This window comes from Acinetobacter sp. ABJ_C4_1 (assembly GCF_044538495.1).
GTDB lineage: Bacteria > Pseudomonadota > Gammaproteobacteria > Pseudomonadales > Moraxellaceae > Acinetobacter > Acinetobacter nosocomialis_A.
The window spans coordinates 41,574-58,597 of record NZ_JBIUCQ010000003.1 but is presented as its reverse complement, the minus strand read 5'-3'; the positions used below and the strand labels follow the sequence as shown (position 1 = coordinate 58,597).

The window sequence follows — 17,024 nt, the reverse complement described above, 5'->3', positions numbered from 1 at the left end:
TTGGTCTAAGTAATTTTCTTCATTTAAAACGCCTTTAGTTTGACTGCTTTGACTTTTTTCATTTTTGTTTGATTGAAATCATTCGAAAAACCTCAGTAATCTGTTAAGCTATGCCACTTCATTTTTACTTAAATCGAGGCAGAGATGACGCAACAAAACGCTCAATCGACTTCTGAACCAACTATTTCCGAAAACGATTTAATTGCACAGCGTCATGCCAAATTAAAGCAAATCCAAGATGTTGCAAAGGATACTGGAAAAAGTCCTTGGCCAAATACATTCAAACGTGAACACTACGCTGCTGATCTACAAGAACAATTTAAAGATCAGTCGAAAGAGCAGATTGAAAGCGCTGAACATGTCTATGTAAAAGTTGCTGGTCGTGTCATGTTGAACCGCGGTTCTTTCATGGTAATCCAAGACATGACTGGTCGTATCCAGTTATATGTTGACCGTAAAGGTTTACCAAAAGATATTCTTGAAACCATTAAAGGTTTAGACCTAGGCGACATTATTGCTGCTGAAGGTTATATCGGTCGCTCTGGTAAAGGTGATTTGTATGTGCACCTTGAAGGTTTTGAACTTCTTACAAAATCACTTCGTCCATTACCAGATAAATTTCATGGCTTGAACGATACAGAAGTTAAGTACCGTAAACGTTACCTTGACTTAATCGTGAATGAAGAAACGCGTAAGACTTTTGAAATTCGTGCCAAAGTTGTTGCAGGTATTCGCGCATTTTTAACAAATGAACGTTTCATGGAAGTTGAAACGCCAATGATGCATGTGATTCCGGGTGGTGCATCTGCACGTCCGTTTGAAACACATCACAATGCTCTAGATATGCCGTTATTCTTGCGTATCGCACCTGAGCTTTATTTAAAGCGTTTGGTTGTTGGTGGTTTTGAGCGTGTGTTCGAAATTAACCGTAACTTCCGTAATGAAGGGGTGTCAACACGTCATAACCCTGAATTTACAATGATCGAGTTTTATCAAGCATATGCTGATTATAAAGACTTGATGGCTTTAACTGAAAACATGCTTGAAAAGTTAGCTCTTGATATTTTAGGTACAACAGATGTGCCTTACCAAGGTGAAGTGTTTAGCTTTAAAGGGCCATTCAAGAAAATCTCTATGTTTGATGCGATTTTAGAGAATAACCCTCAGTTCACGCCAGAAAATGTGGGTGATCGTGAATTCCTCGCAAAATTTGTGCGTGAAGAGCTGAAAGAAGAAGTTAAACCTGGTTTTGGTTTAGGGAAACTTCAAACGATTGTCTTTGAAGAAACAGTTGAGACTAAACTTCGTCAACCTACCTTTATTACTGAATATCCAGCCGAGACTTCTCCACTTGCTCGCCGTAATGATGACAATCCGCACATTACCGATCGTTTTGAGTTCTTCATTGGTGGTCGTGAATTGGCAAATGGTTTTAGTGAGTTAAATGACCCGATTGATCAGGCTGAACGTTTCCAAGCTCAGGTTGCTGAAAAAGACGCAGGCGACGATGAAGCAATGCATTATGATGCAGAGTTTGTTGAAGCGCTTGAGTACGGCTTACCGCCAACAGCGGGTGAAGGTATTGGTATTGACCGTTTGGTTATGCTTTTTGCAGACGCACCAAGTATTCGTGATGTAATTTTATTCCCGCATATGCGTCGTAAAGAAGGTTAATTTAATCTTTAAAAACAGAAAAAGGCAGTTTATACTGCCTTTTTTATTCACTATTTATATATAAAAAACACTTAAATTATAGAAAACTTAAGAGCACGTTAAAAAATGTAATTGCACAGTTTAACAATTGCAAATTTGCGATAAAAAAATTAATGTGTTGCTCATAAATAACTTTGAGAATTGTGCTGACATGTTTTTAAGAAAAACACTTTCGATTGCATTATTGGCAACTGCTTCATCGGCTGTTTTTGCCCAAGGTTTGGTGCTTAATAATGATGATTTACGTACAGATTTAAATTGGTTGAATCAACAAGGTGTTATTAACATCAGCACTTCTACTTGGCCTTTAAGTGGTGATGAAATTCAGCGTGCACTCTCTCAGGCTAAAGTAACGCATCCAGCTCAACAAAAAGTTATTAACTCAGTTCTCAATGCATTAAAAGCAGATAACGATACAGTTAAAGTAGGTGCTTTTGCGGGAACAGATATCAAAGATATTCCTCAAGCATTTGGGAATAATCATAAATCACAGTATCAAGGTTCTGTAGAATTTAATGCGGGTGGTGAAAACTGGGATGCAAAAATCCGTGTAAACGCAGAAAAAGATCCACAAATTGATAGTGGACGTGATGTTAATGTGGAAGGTTCGTATGTCGCTGGCAAACTCTGGAATCAATGGGTTGTTGCAGGTCAAATTCCAACGTGGTGGGGACCTGGACATGATGGTAGTTTAATCCGTGGTGATGCAAGTCGTCCTGTTTATGGGGTAACCATGCAGCGTGCTGTACAAGACGCTTTTGAAAATAAATGGTTATCTTGGATTGGGCCTTGGCAATACCAATTATTTGCAGGTCAGTTAGATGATTATAAAGCTGTTCCTCATGCTAAATTATTAGGTATGCGTGTAACTGCGCGCCCAGTTCCTGCTTTAGAAATTGGTGCTTCAAGAGCAATTCAGATTGGTGGTGATGGGCAACCAGATAGTTTTAAGGCGTATTGGAATGCCGTTATTGGTAAAGATAATGGTTGTACTGAAAATAGTTGTGTGGGTGAAGACAATGCATCTAATCAGCTAGCAGGTTTTGATGCTCGTTTACAATTACAACCTTTGTTTAATATTCCAGTTAGCGTGTATGGACAATATATAGGTGAAGATGAAGCAGGTGGTTTGCCATCGAAGAAGATGTATTTAGCTGGTGCTGATTATTCTTCTATCGTTAAAAATATGCCTTACCAACTTTATGCTGAATGGGCAGATACGCGTACTAATGGCGATGTAAAAGGCATTTCATATAGTCATCACCAATATACTGACGGTTATTATCAGCATGGTTTCCCTCTAGGGCATGCAATGGGTGGTGATGGTCAAATGTACTCTGTTGGTGGCGATATTCGCTTTGACACGATGAATCGCTTAAGTGGCCGTGCAATGGTTGTGAAGGTGAATGAATCTAACTTGGCAATCAATAAAGCCTTCCCTAAAGAAGATAAAATTAAAGCGCTTGATTTAACTTGGACGCATTACATCAAGCCAGATCTTCCATTAAAAATTAATGGTTGGATTAGTGACTCTGATTTAGAGGGTAATGATTCAGGGGCATCTATTGGTATTGAAATTCCGTTAGAACGTAAAATGTTTGGTTTCTAAGAATTAAACAATGCTATAGAAAGAGAGAAGCTAAAATGGCTTCTCTTTTTTTATGGTATTTAAAGAAATCTAAAGATGAGATCGTGATTTGCTTCGGTTAACGATGCGAGCTAGGATGGACATGTTATCTATGCGAATCAGTATTTTACATTTATATGATGAATTTGAATATCAATATGAAAAAACAAGCAAAAGAAAACAGTTTTAAATCACTATAATGCATAACTAATGCTATAAGCCTCATAAAGGCTTGTAGTTGGATTATTTATCACAAAAAATTGGAGTTGTTATGGCACTCGTTCCTCCACATGGTCTTCTAAGTGGTGGTTTAATACCACTTCTAGATTTTATGGGCAAAATGGATAGAGAAGGACGTGTTCATGACTGAATCAAGACTTACACATCTCAAGCAACTTGAAGCTGAAAGTATTCATATTATTCGTGAAGTTGCGGCAGAATTTGAAAATCCAGTCATGCTTTACTCAATTGGTAAAGACTCGGCTGTAATGCTTCATCTTGCTTTAAAAGCATTTTATCCTGCGAAACTTCCATTTCCTTTATTACATGTAGATACAGGTTGGAAGTTTAAAGACATGATCGCGTTTCGCGATAACATGGCAAAAACCCATGGTTTTGATTTAATTGTTCATCAGAACAAAGAAGGCCGTGAAGCAGGGATCAATCCATTTGATCATGGTAGCTCAAAATATACAGATATTATGAAAACCCAAGCTTTAAAACAGGCTTTGGATAAATATCAATTTGATGCTGCTTTTGGTGGTGCACGCCGTGATGAAGAAAAATCACGTGCGAAAGAGCGTGTGTATTCATTCCGTGATAGTAAGCATCGTTGGGACCCTAAAAACCAGCGTCCTGAACTTTGGAACCTTTACAATGGTAAAGTGAACAAAGGCGAAAGTATTCGTGTATTCCCATTATCAAACTGGACAGAGTTAGATATTTGGCAATATATCTATTTAGAAAATATTCAAATTGTTCCTCTTTATTTCTCTGCTGTTCGTCCTGTGGTTGAGCGTAGTGGTACGCTTATTATGGTGGATGATGAACGTATGCGCTTAAAAGAGGGTGAAGTTCCGCAAATGAAGTCTGTACGTTTCCGTACGCTTGGCTGTTACCCATTAACAGGTGCAGTTGAGTCTGAAGCTGATACATTGCCAGAAATTATTCAGGAAATGTTATTGGCAACAAGTTCTGAGCGTCAAGGTCGTATGATTGACCATGATGAAGCAGGCTCAATGGAAAAGAAAAAGCAAGAAGGCTATTTCTAAGACAGTTTCTAAATTTGTGGAGTTTGAGCAATGTCTCATCAATCAGACTTAATCAGCCAAGATATTCTGGCTTATTTAAAACAACATGAACAAAAAGACCTTTTACGCTTTTTGACTTGCGGTAACGTAGATGACGGTAAAAGTACCTTAATTGGCCGTTTACTTTACGATTCAAAATTGATTTATGAAGATCAATTACAAGCAGTAACGCGTGACAGTAAAAAAGTAGGCACCACTGGTGATGCACCAGACTTGGCACTACTTGTAGATGGTTTACAGGCTGAGCGTGAGCAAGGTATTACCATTGATGTTGCGTATCGTTATTTCTCGACTGAAAAGCGTAAATTTATTATTGCTGATACACCGGGGCATGAACAATATACCCGTAACATGGCAACTGGCGCATCGACTGCAGATCTTGCAATTATTTTGATTGATGCGCGCTATGGGGTACAAACTCAAACTCGTCGTCATACGTTTATTGCAAGTTTGCTTGGTATTAAAAATATTGTTGTTGCCATTAATAAAATGGACTTGGTTGAATATTCACCTGAGCGTTTTACTGAAATTCAGATTGAATATGATGCATTCGTGAGCCAGTTAGGTGATCGTCGTCCAGCCAATATCTTATTTGTTCCAATTTCTGCTTTAAATGGCGATAACGTTGTAAATCCATCAGCTCATACTCCTTGGTACAAGGGTCAAACCTTAATGAGTATTCTTGAGTCTGTGGAAATTAGCCGCGAATCGAATAAACACGAATTCCGTTTCCCTGTTCAATATGTGAACCGTCCAAACCTCGATTTCCGTGGCTTTGCAGGTACTGTTGCTTTAGGTGAAATCAATGTTGGTGATGAAATTGTAGCTTTACCTTCTGGTAAGCGTTCTACAGTTAAAGAAATTGTTACTTTTGACGGTAACCTTGAGCAAGCAGTTGCAGGCCAGGCAGTTACATTAACGTTAAACGACGAAATTGATATTAGTCGTGGTAACGTTCTGGTGCGCGCTGGCGAGCAACCATTAATTTCACGTAGCGTTCGTGCTTCTGTGGTATGGATGAATGAGCACCCGCTTGTAAAAGGTAAGTTGTACAACATTAAGATTGGTACACAAACTGTTCCAGCAAAAGTGACTAATATTCACTACCGTGTAAATGTAAATACACTTGAGCATACTCAGGTCGAAGAGCTTGAGTTAAATGCAATTGCGGATGTTGTGGTTGAGTTCGATGCTCCAGTCGTGTTTGACCGTTATCAAGATTCGCGTTACACAGGTTCATTTATTTTTATTGACCGTTTAAGTAACGTGACTGTTGGTGCGGGCATGGTAGAAGCCGCGGTAGAGTGGACTGCTCATAGCAATGCTGTTACTGCCGAAGACCGTGCTGCTCGTTTAGGTCAAAAACCTGCTGCTATTGGTGTTTCTGCGCAATTAATTGAAAAAGCTCAAGTCTTAGAAAGTTTGCTGATTCAGCAAGGTGTAGTTGCGATCGCGAAAGCAAACTTAACAGCTGAGCAATTGATTCTATTACGTGAGACGGGTGTTGTAATTATCACAACTTCTGTGGAAGGTATAGATACAGAGATAGCTGCTGAAACTGTAGAAGAAGCATTAGAAAAAATCGTGGAATTGGTTCGTCTTTAATAGATTGAAAATGAGTTCTAAAAAACCCGCGTAAGCGGGTTTTTTATTGAGTTTAGAAAATATTTTGAGCTTTTAAAGTTAAATATTCTCTTAAATCTTTAGGATAGTTCTGAATCATCTTTAAAAATGTATCTCGATCACCTTGATATAAAGCGCGTGTTGCTTCCTCATAATTTGGCATATTGCCTAACATGGCAGACATAAAACGGTCGATGGCTTGTTTGGTGAGCATAATATTGCCTTCAGAATTTGGGTTATTTAACTCTTTATCAATTAACTTACGAATTATTGCTGATGCACTCGCACTTTGTTGATCTAACCAATCCCAATGTTTTTTCTGTAAAGTGATTTCACGGGAAATTACACCAAGTTTAGGTCGTCCAACTTTTTTAATTTCTTCCGGCTCAGCATAACGTTGTTGAAATTCTTGTTCCGAACCAGAAAGATCAAGATCAATTTGTTGACCTGTTTGCTCATTAAAAATCAGAATATTTTCCGTTGTTTTTGGAAGATCTTTGAGTTTTTTTGCAAGTTCAACAAGAGAGTCACTCGCAATAAGCGTGCTTCCAGAGAAAGCAGTATAGGTGATTTTGGTATTCATTTTAGCCGTATATTTTTATCAGGGTAAAATAATATTATCAGGGTAAAACTAATTTGGCAAATAATTAAAATCATAACCAAAGAATGATCTGGTTTTATGAGGGTGGTATCAGAAGTTAGGCCTACAAAAATAGTCAAGGTAATAGGCTATTTAAAATTTTGTTCTGCTTTAATATCACTTTTATGAGAGAATGTGCCTTTAGTTGTATGTATAAGGACTCCTATGTTTGAGCAATCTCCTGAATCTTTAAGCGATATCGAAATTTTAGACATTTTACAGTCGATGAAAAAAGATAAGCTTGATACGGAAGCAAATGAGATTATCCGTAGCGGGGGGAAAGCAGGACGTCAGGAAGCGCATAAACAAGCTTTGGTGGCACTAAATACAAATTTTGAAGAGAAATTTGTAGAGGCAGTTACTCTTGCATTAGGTTTAAATGCAGCTCAAGCTAAAAAAATTCGCTATAAAAAAGATCGAATTCGTATTTTAAAAGCACGCGGTATTGATTATTTAGCTATTGATGGTGCTGAAACAGCGCAAGTTTTGGCACAAATTTCACAAGCAATTGTGCGAGAAGATGCAATAGTTACTCATGACTTACATGACATCTTCCCATTTTGGAAAGAAGGTTGGCCAATGGTGCAATTTGATAATGCCTATAAAATTTTAGAAGAAGATATTAGTTTGCACTTTCATGCGTTCTTAGATGCCATGATTGAGTATGTGAATAAATAAAAATAAAAGCCCCAATTGGGGCTTTTATTTTTATAGCAAAATGTGATTAAACTGCACTAAAAAGTGGGAAAACACCAATCACTAATGCTGTACCCATCAACACCATACACGTAATAAATGCCCACTTAAAAGTGAACTTTTGATGGTCTGCAAAATCGACTTTAGCAAGACCACATAACAAGTAAGTTGATGGAACAAGTGGTGATAATAAATGTACAGGTTGGCCTACAATTGAAGCACGCGCAATCGCTTCTGGGCTAATACCATAATGTGAAGCAGCTTCAGCAAGAATAGGTAATACACCATAGAAGAATGCATCATTTGACATAAAGAAGGTCAATGGCATGCTTACGAAAGCTGTAATTGGTGCGAGATATGGACCCATACTTGCAGGAATCATTGCGACGAATTCTTTAGACATCGCTTCAACCATGCCTGTGCCAGATAAGATACCTGTAAAAATACCTGCCGCAAAAATTAAGCCTACAACAGCCAAGATACTATCTGCATGCATAGCGATACGCTTTTTCTGCATATCAACATCAGGGTAGTTGATGAGCATTGCAATACAGAACGCCAGCATGAATAACACTGACATAGGTAAAATACCTTTGATCAATGCAATCATAAGAAGAATGGTGAGCACCATATTTACTTTACGTAAATGTGGACGAGTCGCTTCTGGATCTTTTGAAACTGTAATGTTGTCGCCATGGTGACTTTCAAGCTCAATCACGCCTAAACGTTTTTGCTCATATCGACCATATAAATATGCCAAGAAGAATAACCAGCCAATACTAATCACCATTGGAAGGATCATTGGTACAAAAATATGGCTTGGATCAACTTGAAGCGCACTCGCTGCACGGGCAGTAGGACCACCCCATGGTGTGAGGTTCATTACACCACTACATAACAACATAAGTGCTGTCATGATGAGTGTATTCATACCTAGGCGTTGATAGAGAGGAAGCATCGCTGCTACACAAATCATATATGTAGTTGAGCCATCACCATCAAGAGAAACTAATGTAGTTAAAAAAACGGTCCCTAATGTAATTTTTAAAGGGTCACCTTTAACTTTTTTCAAAATCCATTTAACCGGAGGATCGAAAAGACCTGCATCGATCATTAAGGCAAAATATAAAATTGCGAATAATAGCATTACGCCAGTAGGCGCAAGTTTTTTGATGCCTTCTAGCATCATTTCGCTGAGACCCTTAAGCTCAATATGACTTAAGCTTTCAAAGTAATGACCTAGGCCCCAAGCGATAAGAGAAAAAATAAATGGGATAAGAATTAAAGCAATAATAGGGCTTAAACGTTTGGACATGATTAAATACATGAAGCATAAAATCATGCCAACACCAAGTAATGTCAGCATACAATCAATCCTTTGCCTTTAGTTTTACTGAACAAGTTTATTCAAAACTCTGACTTTGATTATTCTTATGAATTTTTATTAAAAAGACAAATAATATATTTAGTTTATTTGGTTAATATATATTCACTTAGAAAGGTATATTCTGGGGAAATACTGAACATATATATTAATGGTATAGTCTATTTATAATATATAGTACTTATTATAAGAACTTATAAAGCCTTTATCATATTTAAAATTATCATGTATTTTTGTATTTTATATTTGGTTTGAATGCTGAAATGAGAAGTATACCCATTTACAATGCTTGTAATGCTTACGTTACATAAGAAAGAGACAGCTGTAAATCTTTTATATGCAATTTTTTATTTCAATTTAATTAAAAAATTTTATTTTAATTAAAGGGTTAATTTATATATTTGAAAATATGATTAAGATTATAAATTAAACTTTTAATATGAGTATATTTAAATTAGTTGCTAATTTAAAAGAGATATATTGTATTAAAAAATATCCTGCTTTAATTAGCAGGATATTTTGCACCAAAATAAATCAATTTTCATCTAATGGAGGTTGTAAATCAGATTTTTCTAATACGCGGGTTACTAATAACTGATCAATTTTAAAATGGTCTACATCGACAACTTCAAATTTATAACCACCGAATTCCACAAAATCTGCTGGACGAGGAATTTTGCGTAAACGATACATCATAAAACCTGCGAGCGTCTCATAGTTTTCTTCATCAGGCATTTCATCAATTTCAAGCGCATGCTTAAGATCTTCAATAGGTGTACTACCGTCAATCAACCAAGAGTTATTGTCGCGTTTAATAATTTGCTGTTCTTCTTCAATAGGGGTAACCCAGTCACCCATAACGGTAATCATGATATCACTTAGTGTAATTACACCAACCACAAGCGCGTATTCATTAATTACAACGGCAAACTTTTCTTTTGTTGAACGGAAGCGATCGAGCAATTCTGATAGTGTTAATGTATCTGGTATCATCAGAACATTACGAATAGTAGACTCATTTAACTGTGTAGGTGATTGATTATTTAAAATACGAACCAGAAAGTCTTTTGCATCTACATAACCAATGACCTGATCAATATTTTCATTACACACCAAAAATTTAGAATAAGGATATTCTGCCAGTTTTTGTCGAATGCTGTCTTCGTGTTCATTTAAAGTAAAGTAAACAACGTTTTCACGCGTGGTCATACTTGATGGCACTGTGCGTTCTTCAAGTTCAAATACATTTTCAATAAAGTGATGTTCTTGTTTTTGAAGTACGCCTGCTTGGGCACCAGCATCCATAACTGCTGAAATATCATCAAAAGTTATATTGTCTTCACGTGTTGTATTTACTTTAAATAAGCGGAATAACAAGTTTGCAATTGCGTTGATTCCCCAAGCTAAAGGCTTGCAGATTTTAATAAAAATCTGAATAGGGTTAATGACACTAATTGCGATTTTTTCAGGTGCAATCATAGCCAAGCGTTTTGGCATGAGATCGGCAAATAAAATAAATAAAGAAGTTACCAAGGTGAAAGATAGGACAAAACCAATTGTTTGTGTCCAAGGACCTTGGTAAAAGCGGTCAACTAAGTTGACAAAGAAAGGACGAAATGCAGCTTCACCTAAAATACCGCCTAAGATTGCGACAGCATTTAGGCCAATTTGGGATGCTGCAAAAAAGTCTGCAGATTGTTCTTGTAAATCAAGTACCTGTTGAGCACGTTCTTCGCCAGCTTCGGCCAAAATTTTTAACTTTACTTTTCTGGCACCAGCTAGCGCAATTTCAGTTAAAGATAAAAAGCCTGCTGCGATGATGAGCAGTACGATGATAATGATATTTTGAAAGAGACTCACAAATCACCCGAGGATCATCATTATTATGACTATGTTTTAACACAAAAAAGCGCTGAGGTAATCAGATTGATTGCTCAGCGCTTAAGATAATGTTGGAAAGAGACAATTAAATTAAAATTTATTTAATAGTGGGAAAATTGTGAATTATTGGTTAGAAACTCACGATTTTCCTCTTCGATCATTTGGCGAGCAACGAATAGGATAAGTTGGCGTAACCAGCGATGAGCTGGGTGATGGTGTAATAGTGGACACCATGCCATTTTAAGTTCGAACTCAGGAATATAAAACGGTGGATCTTTAATGACTAATTTTGGATTTTGTGCTTGCAAGCGCGCCATTCGAGTTGGAAGTGTTGCAATCAAGTCAACATTTTGAGCAAGCAATGCTGGCATTTGATAGTGACGCGTAAATACAGAAATTTTACGACGTTGACCAATACGTTCTAATGCTTGATCAATCCAGCCTAGGCCACCTTGTTTGTCTGGGTTTACCCCAAAACCAACACCCATACCAGTTTTAGATACCCAAATATGTTGAGCATCTAAATAGCTTTTTAAATTTAAATGAGTAACAGCAGGGTGTTTGTCATTTAAAATACAGCTAAAGCTATCACGCCAAACTAAAACTTGGTGGAAACTTTGTGGTATTTCATTGAAGCGGTTAATAGCTAAATCAACTTTACCTTGTTCCATGTCTCTATATGACACATCACTTGGTGTAAGAAAATCGAGTACAACATTTGGTGCTTCAGAGCGTAGGGCTTTAACAAGACGCGGGACTAGGGTTGCTTCTGCATAGTCAGAAGTCATAATACGGAAAACGCGATTACTGGTATAAGGGCGGAATTCGGTACGCGGTTCCAAAATCATGGAAAGATCAGAAAGGGCATCACGAATACGTGGTTGTAATTCAAGTGCACGTTCTGTCGGTGTCATCCCTTCAGATGAACGGATCAGGAGAGGGTCATTAAATAAATTACGCAAACGGCGTAAAATATTACTCATGGCAGGCTGAGTAACACCAAGCTGTTCGGCTGCGCGAGTAACGTTTTTTTCACGAAGAAGAACATCAAGATATATTAATAGATTAAGATCTACCCGCTCCAGATTCATAAAAAAAATACCGAAAATAAAACCCTAAAATTGTTTCAAATTATGCCATATTTAAAGAACATTGTGTGAAAAAATGATGAGAAAAACGACATTTTTTGTTGAAATTAAGTATGCTTGAAAAGCGCCTCAAATGCTCTATTTTGTTATCTTTGATCTGTTTTTATATTTGTGGTTAGGGAAGAAATATTTTTAATTAATATTTAGTATTGTTCTAGCATGTTGATTGACTTTTTTCATTGGCAAAAGTCGCCTAATTTACAATTGACTTTTAACACTAAAAATGAATGGAAAAATCTCAAAAATTGTATAAAAATAAAACTTGGAGAGTTTTTTGATCAAAATACTATACTCTTTTAGGATTATTTTGTTTTTATAAACAAAGTGTTATGTTTTTTAGTTTTACTTATAATATCGATTTATTGGTATATTTTTTAAATAAATACTGAAGATTAACCAAGGATATTGGATTAATTGATTGGCTAAGTCTAAGCTGTGTACATGAAGAAGCAGCTGGTGTCATAAGAAATTTAAGTAACATGACTCTAGGCTTCGATCGATGAAATCCTAAAATGAATACAGGACAATATCATGACTACATATCAAACAGCGATTGATGCAGTACGTGAATTAAAATCAAAATTCGGCAACACTTGGGCAGACATTAGCCCAGAAGATGCTGCTCGTATGCAACTTCAAAACCGTTTCAAAACTGGTTTAGATATTGCTAAGTATACAGCTGCGATTATGCGTCGTGATATGGCTGAATACGATGCTGATTCAAGCAAATATACTCAATCATTAGGTTGCTGGCATGGTTTCATCGCTCAACAAAAAATGATTGCTAATAAAAAATACTTCGGTACTACTAGCAAACGTTATATCTACCTTTCTGGTTGGATGGTTGCTGCACTTCGTTCAGAATTCGGTCCACTTCCTGACCAATCTATGCACGAAAAAACTTCAGTACCTGCTTTGATCGAAGAAATCTACACTTTCTTACGTCAAGCTGATGCAAAAGAATTAAATGACTTATTCCGTGCTTTAAACAAAGCAAAAGAAGCGGGTGACTCTGCGAAAGTAGCTGAAATCACAGCTCAAATCGACAACTTCGAAACTCACGTTGTGCCAATTATTGCGGACATCGATGCTGGTTTCGGTAACGAAGAAGCAACTTACTTACTTGCTAAGAAAATGATTGAAGCTGGTGCTTGTGCGCTTCAAATCGAAAACCAAGTATCTGATGCAAAACAATGTGGTCACCAAGCTGGTAAAGTAACTGTTCCACATGCTGACTTCATCGCTAAGATCCATGCTCTTCGTTATGCATTCTTAGAATTAGGTGTAGAAGAAGGCGTTATCGTTGCTCGTACTGACTCTGAAGGTGCTGACCTTACTCAAAGCATTCCAGTAGTTAAAGAGCCAGGCGACATCGCATCTAAATATATTAGCTACTTAGACACTCAAGAAATTGATATCTCTGAAGCAACTGATGATGAAATCTTAATTAAACGTGATGGCAAGTTACACCGCCCAACTCGTTTAGCTTCTGGTTTATATCAATTCCGTGAAGGCACTCAGATTGACCGTGTTGTACTTGACTGTATCACTAGCCTTCAAAATGGTGCTGACTTACTTTGGATCGAAACTCCGACTCCAAACGTAAAAGAAATTGCACACATGGTTAACCGTGTTAAAGAAGTAGTTCCAAATGCGAAGCTTGTTTACAACAACAGCCCATCATTCAACTGGACTTTAAACTTCCGTCAACAAGCGTATGACCGTTGGGTTGCTGAAGGTAAAGATGTGTCTGCTTACGACCGTGCTAAATTAATGAGCGCTGAGTATGACAACACTGAATTAGCTGCTGATGCTGATGAAAAAATCCGTACTTTCCAAGCAGACGCTGCGCGTGAAGCTGGTGTGTTCCATCACTTGATCACACTTCCTACATACCATACTGCTGCTCTTTCTACTCACGAATTAGCACAAGGTTACTTCGGTGACCAAGGTATGTTAGCTTATGTTGCTGGCGTACAACGTAAAGAAATCCGTGGCGGTATCGCATGTGTGAAACACCAAGCAATGGCTGGTTCAGACATCGGTGATGACCACAAAGAAATCTTCGCTGGTGAGAACGCACTTAAAGCTGGTGATGATTCTAAAAACACAATGAACCAATTCTCAGCTCACTAAGAATTGACTTCATAAAAAAACCGCTCAAATGAGCGGTTTTTTTTGTTTATATTGAAAAATTCATTAATCTTCTTTTTTCAACACATAATGTTCAGCCAAAGAACCTTCAACTTTTTTACCTTCCATGTCTAATGCAGTCGCTGTATTTTCACCAATAAAGAATTTACGGTTTTGAGCTTTATCATCTAAGGTAATAACAGAAGTATTGTCTTTATCGAAAGCAAACTTACCATGGGTTTCAAATGGGTTTGTATCGCCTTTACCTAAATAAGTTTCAGTCAACTCATAAGTTTTATCATCTTTTAACTTTAATTCGGTTTTAATGCCTTCACAGTCTGCACATGGAAGTGTTCCTTTATATTTACCGTTCCAATCTAGTGAGTTCTCTGCTGTATGCTCAGTATCTACGGCAACAGCATTACTTGCTTCAGTAGTTTGCACAGGGGTAGATGCATCAGAAGTTGTCTCTGTTTTATTTTCGTGTTTATTACATGCGACAAGAAGAGTACTCATAAGTGCAATCGCTAATAATGATTTTTTCATAATGACCAAAACCTCAAAATAAAAATAAAAAGTAGTTAAAGCCTAGGAAAAAATAAAAGAAAATAAAAGCGTTACTATGTTGCTTAATTTTATCAAAAGGTAAAGTGAATACTTATTGGACGCTTTGAAATAGTAATTTTTAAAATTAAGTTGGTGGGGTAGAGGTATCCATTTAAGTGATTTAATGGATACCTTTTTTAAATTATGGTTGTGCAGAAACTCCACCTAGAGAGTCGCATGCTGCTTTATAAAGTTCATACTGCTTCTTTACCACTTCATCTAAAGGCATAGCGAATAATTCTTCACCTTCTTTATAGCTTTCTACATAAGAGGTCGCTTTATCTTTACTCACCGCTAAAGTTTGTTGGTAATAAGAGTTGATAGAGCTTGTAGGCATTTCACTTGTTTCAACATTTTTACATTGAAAATTATTTAATAGTTTTTCTGCGCGTTTGACCTCACTAGATTGGCCAAAAATACACCCAGTTAAAAATACAAAAGGTACTAACACGAAAAAGATTTTCATGGAAAAAATTTATAAGAGCGAGGATGGGCGCTATTGTATAAATAATTCCATGCTTTACTGTGGTTTTATGTTAGACATTGCTTGTTTTTTAACTCATTAAAATAAAAAAATTGTTTCTAAGTTTGTAATGACCTCTTTTTGTATTTGGTGCATATTTTGCTTATTAAAAAAGCCATTATTAAAAATGAGCCAAAATGAATCGGATTCAACAATTTTCTCAGAGTTCTTCAGCACCATTTTGGTATGCCCAATTAGAGCTTGGTTTCTGTTTTAAAAATTCTCGCACCATAATGAGTCATCGTAAACATTATGGCCCTGTTCGGGTGCAAAAAATGCTTTGGCCAGAAAAAACAGGAGTTTGCCACGCAATTATTGTGCATCCACCAGCAGGTATTGCAGGAGGTGATCATCTTACTTTCCAAATTGAAACAGCAGAGCAGGCACATGCGGTGATTACCACACCTGGAGCTGGGAAATGGTATAGAACCAATGGTAAACAAGCTTTTCAGCATATTTATTTGACTGTAAAAAATGACTCTATTTTAGAGTGGATGCCACAAGAAACGATGTTGTTCGATGGTGCTGTAGCACATTCGGAAACACATATTCACCTTGAAGAAACAGCAAGTTTTATTGGATGGGATATGCTGGTATTGGGCCGACAGGCTCGGGCCGAAAATTTTGTTCAGGGAAGTTATCACAACCAGTTTAAATTATGGCGTGAAAATAAATTATTAGTTGCCGATACTTTGTATTTTGAAGGTGGAGATCGCTGGTTAAGCTCATGTTTAGGTATGAATAATCAAGCCGTGATGGCAAGTTTTTGGGCTGTACCTCCTGAGAAATTCCGTTCTTCATTTTATTTAGAGCAACATGTTGAACTCATCCGTGAACTCATTATGCGTATGGATGTGCCTGTGACTTTGACGTTACTAGAAGATGTACTGTGTGCGCGTTTTTTAGGAAATGATGTACGGCATTGTCATGATGCTTTTGCCGCTATAAGAGCAAGATTGAGACGTTATTGGTTTGATTTAGATGAAGAATTTCCAAGAATTTGGAAAACCTAATTTACGTTAAATTGCGTATTTAAAAAACGATTAAAACAAGTATGCTGCTTTTGAGCACGCATTTTGCTTAAAGAAAACTAGATGCTATTAGGAAAGAGATATGGAACTCAATCCAACAGAAAAAGACAAGTTACTCATTTTTACCGCAGGCTTGGTGGCTGAGCGTCGTAAAGCGCGAGGTTTAAAGCTGAATTATCCAGAAGCAGTTGCATTTATTTCCGCAGCCTTACTTGAAGGTGCACGAGATGGAATGACAGTCAGTGATTTGATGCATTACGGTACTACTTTATTAAAGCGTGAAGATGTCATGGATGGCGTAGCGGAAATGATTGCTGAGGTTCAGGTCGAAGCAACTTTTCCTGATGGTTCGAAATTAGTCACTGTTCATCAGCCAATCGTATAAAAGGAACGCTTATGATCCCCGGCGAAATCATTACTCCAGATACTGACATTGAACTGAATGTCGGACGAGAAACTTTAAAAGTTGTAGTGGCTAATCTTGGCGATAGACCTATTCAGGTGGGGTCGCATTTTCATTTTTATGAAGCCAATGATGCACTACAGTTCGACCGTGAAGCAGCAAAAGGTTTTCGCTTAAATATTGCAGCGGGTACTGCAATACGTTTTGAACCGGGGCAAAGCCGAGAAGTAGAACTAGTTGCTTTAGCTGGTAAGCGAGAAGTATATGGTTTTGCAGGCCGAGTCATGGGTAAGCTGGATTAAACAT

16 protein-coding genes are annotated in these 17,024 nt (G+C 37.2%); 10 read left to right on the top strand and 6 right to left on the bottom strand.

Going from position 1 to position 17,024, the window contains the following annotated elements:
* Nucleotides 1-144: 144 nt before the first annotated feature.
* The 5 genes from lysS to cysN all read left to right on the top strand — a co-directional run bounded on the left by lysS (nucleotide 145) and on the right by cysN (nucleotide 6,255).
* Complete coding sequence (gene lysS / locus ACIF8R_RS05545) at nucleotides 145-1,674, top strand: lysine--tRNA ligase (RefSeq protein ID WP_263613166.1); 1,530 nt, start codon at nucleotides 145-147, stop codon at nucleotides 1,672-1,674.
* 190 nt (nucleotides 1,675-1,864) lie between these two features.
* On the top strand, nucleotides 1,865-3,322 hold the full coding sequence (locus tag ACIF8R_RS05540; protein ID WP_396479586.1) for a capsule assembly Wzi family protein: 1,458 nt from the start codon (nucleotides 1,865-1,867) through the stop codon (nucleotides 3,320-3,322).
* Between the two features lie 256 nt (nucleotides 3,323-3,578).
* Nucleotides 3,579-3,710, top strand: a complete 132-nt coding sequence (locus ACIF8R_RS05535) for a hypothetical protein (protein ID WP_002054314.1) — start codon at nucleotides 3,579-3,581, stop codon at nucleotides 3,708-3,710.
* On the top strand, nucleotides 3,703-4,611 hold the full coding sequence (gene cysD, locus ACIF8R_RS05530; protein WP_000140408.1) for a sulfate adenylyltransferase subunit CysD: 909 nt from the start codon (nucleotides 3,703-3,705) through the stop codon (nucleotides 4,609-4,611). Before ACIF8R_RS05535 ends, cysD begins: the two co-directional genes overlap by 8 nt.
* Before the next feature lie 30 nt (nucleotides 4,612-4,641).
* Complete coding sequence (cysN, locus tag ACIF8R_RS05525) at nucleotides 4,642-6,255, top strand: sulfate adenylyltransferase subunit CysN (RefSeq protein ID WP_396479584.1); 1,614 nt, start codon at nucleotides 4,642-4,644, stop codon at nucleotides 6,253-6,255.
* Between the two features lie 52 nt (nucleotides 6,256-6,307).
* Here the strand turns inward: cysN and ACIF8R_RS05520 are convergent, their stop codons facing one another.
* Nucleotides 6,308-6,856 (bottom strand): DUF2239 family protein, encoded by a 549-nt coding sequence (locus ACIF8R_RS05520; protein WP_396479582.1) that lies wholly within the window; start codon nucleotides 6,854-6,856, stop codon nucleotides 6,308-6,310.
* A 222-nt stretch (nucleotides 6,857-7,078) separates the two neighbouring features.
* Here ACIF8R_RS05520 and ACIF8R_RS05515 point away from each other — a divergent pair, with 222 nt between their 5' ends.
* On the top strand, nucleotides 7,079-7,591 hold the full coding sequence (locus ACIF8R_RS05515; RefSeq protein ID WP_004703085.1) for a hypothetical protein: 513 nt from the start codon (nucleotides 7,079-7,081) through the stop codon (nucleotides 7,589-7,591).
* A gap of 46 nt (nucleotides 7,592-7,637) precedes the next feature.
* Here the strand turns inward: ACIF8R_RS05515 and ACIF8R_RS05510 are convergent, their stop codons facing one another.
* The 3 genes from ACIF8R_RS05510 to ACIF8R_RS05500 form a co-directional block, all read right to left on the bottom strand.
* Entirely contained in the window at nucleotides 7,638-8,975 is a 1,338-nt protein-coding gene (locus ACIF8R_RS05510) for a CitMHS family transporter (RefSeq protein WP_263613171.1), read from the bottom strand.
* Nucleotides 8,976-9,527: 552 nt separating this feature from the next.
* Entirely contained in the window at nucleotides 9,528-10,853 is a 1,326-nt protein-coding gene (locus ACIF8R_RS05505; protein ID WP_396479580.1) for a hemolysin family protein, read from the bottom strand.
* A 122-nt stretch (nucleotides 10,854-10,975) separates the two neighbouring features.
* Complete coding sequence (locus tag ACIF8R_RS05500) at nucleotides 10,976-11,965, bottom strand: LysR family transcriptional regulator (RefSeq protein WP_001047619.1); 990 nt, start codon at nucleotides 11,963-11,965, stop codon at nucleotides 10,976-10,978.
* Between the two features lie 588 nt (nucleotides 11,966-12,553).
* Here ACIF8R_RS05500 and ACIF8R_RS05495 point away from each other — a divergent pair.
* A complete protein-coding gene (locus ACIF8R_RS05495; protein ID WP_002054455.1) occupies nucleotides 12,554-14,158 on the top strand; it encodes an isocitrate lyase in 1,605 nt (534 codons plus the stop codon).
* Nucleotides 14,159-14,221: 63 nt separating this feature from the next.
* Here the strand turns inward: ACIF8R_RS05495 and ACIF8R_RS05490 are convergent, their stop codons facing one another.
* Both ACIF8R_RS05490 and ACIF8R_RS05485 read right to left on the bottom strand, forming a co-directional pair.
* Entirely contained in the window at nucleotides 14,222-14,701 is a 480-nt protein-coding gene (locus tag ACIF8R_RS05490) for a copper resistance protein NlpE (RefSeq protein ID WP_022575036.1), read from the bottom strand.
* A gap of 202 nt (nucleotides 14,702-14,903) precedes the next feature.
* A complete protein-coding gene (locus ACIF8R_RS05485) occupies nucleotides 14,904-15,227 on the bottom strand; it encodes a hypothetical protein (protein WP_188198314.1) in 324 nt (107 codons plus the stop codon).
* 194 nt (nucleotides 15,228-15,421) lie between these two features.
* On the opposite strand from ACIF8R_RS05485, the gene ACIF8R_RS05480 reads away from it, so the two are divergent.
* From ACIF8R_RS05480 to ACIF8R_RS05470, 3 genes are all read left to right on the top strand, one after another.
* On the top strand, nucleotides 15,422-16,297 hold the full coding sequence (locus tag ACIF8R_RS05480; RefSeq protein WP_396479578.1) for an urease accessory protein UreD: 876 nt from the start codon (nucleotides 15,422-15,424) through the stop codon (nucleotides 16,295-16,297).
* A 100-nt stretch (nucleotides 16,298-16,397) separates the two neighbouring features.
* Complete coding sequence (ureA, locus tag ACIF8R_RS05475; RefSeq protein WP_039248685.1) at nucleotides 16,398-16,700, top strand: urease subunit gamma; 303 nt, start codon at nucleotides 16,398-16,400, stop codon at nucleotides 16,698-16,700.
* 11 nt (nucleotides 16,701-16,711) lie between these two features.
* Nucleotides 16,712-17,020 carry an urease subunit beta gene (locus tag ACIF8R_RS05470; protein ID WP_396479576.1) on the top strand — a complete coding sequence of 103 codons (309 nt, stop codon included), beginning with the start codon at nucleotides 16,712-16,714 and terminating at the stop codon, nucleotides 17,018-17,020.
* Nucleotides 17,021-17,024: the final 4 nt, after the last annotated feature.

What these genes read in the sequence shown, in the direction of transcription:
- lysS (WP_263613166.1), top strand. Translation starts at nt 145, where the DNA reads ATGACGCAACAAAACGCTCAATCGACTTCTGAACCAACTATTTCCGAA.
- ACIF8R_RS05540 (WP_396479586.1), top strand. Translation starts at nt 1,865, where the DNA reads ATGTTTTTAAGAAAAACACTTTCGATTGCATTATTGGCAACTGCTTCA.
- cysD (WP_000140408.1), top strand. Translation starts at nt 3,703, where the DNA reads ATGACTGAATCAAGACTTACACATCTCAAGCAACTTGAAGCTGAAAGT.
- cysN (WP_396479584.1), top strand. Translation starts at nt 4,642, where the DNA reads ATGTCTCATCAATCAGACTTAATCAGCCAAGATATTCTGGCTTATTTA.
- ACIF8R_RS05520 (WP_396479582.1), bottom strand. Translation starts at nt 6,856, where the DNA reads ATGAATACCAAAATCACCTATACTGCTTTCTCTGGAAGCACGCTTATT.
- ACIF8R_RS05515 (WP_004703085.1), top strand. Translation starts at nt 7,079, where the DNA reads ATGTTTGAGCAATCTCCTGAATCTTTAAGCGATATCGAAATTTTAGAC.
- ACIF8R_RS05510 (WP_263613171.1), bottom strand. Translation starts at nt 8,975, where the DNA reads ATGCTGACATTACTTGGTGTTGGCATGATTTTATGCTTCATGTATTTA.
- ACIF8R_RS05500 (WP_001047619.1), bottom strand. Translation starts at nt 11,965, where the DNA reads ATGAATCTGGAGCGGGTAGATCTTAATCTATTAATATATCTTGATGTT.
- ACIF8R_RS05495 (WP_002054455.1), top strand. Translation starts at nt 12,554, where the DNA reads ATGACTACATATCAAACAGCGATTGATGCAGTACGTGAATTAAAATCA.
- ACIF8R_RS05490 (WP_022575036.1), bottom strand. Translation starts at nt 14,701, where the DNA reads ATGAAAAAATCATTATTAGCGATTGCACTTATGAGTACTCTTCTTGTC.
- ACIF8R_RS05485 (WP_188198314.1), bottom strand. Translation starts at nt 15,227, where the DNA reads ATGAAAATCTTTTTCGTGTTAGTACCTTTTGTATTTTTAACTGGGTGT.
- ACIF8R_RS05480 (WP_396479578.1), top strand. Translation starts at nt 15,422, where the DNA reads ATGAATCGGATTCAACAATTTTCTCAGAGTTCTTCAGCACCATTTTGG.
- ureA (WP_039248685.1), top strand. Translation starts at nt 16,398, where the DNA reads ATGGAACTCAATCCAACAGAAAAAGACAAGTTACTCATTTTTACCGCA.
- ACIF8R_RS05470 (WP_396479576.1), top strand. Translation starts at nt 16,712, where the DNA reads ATGATCCCCGGCGAAATCATTACTCCAGATACTGACATTGAACTGAAT.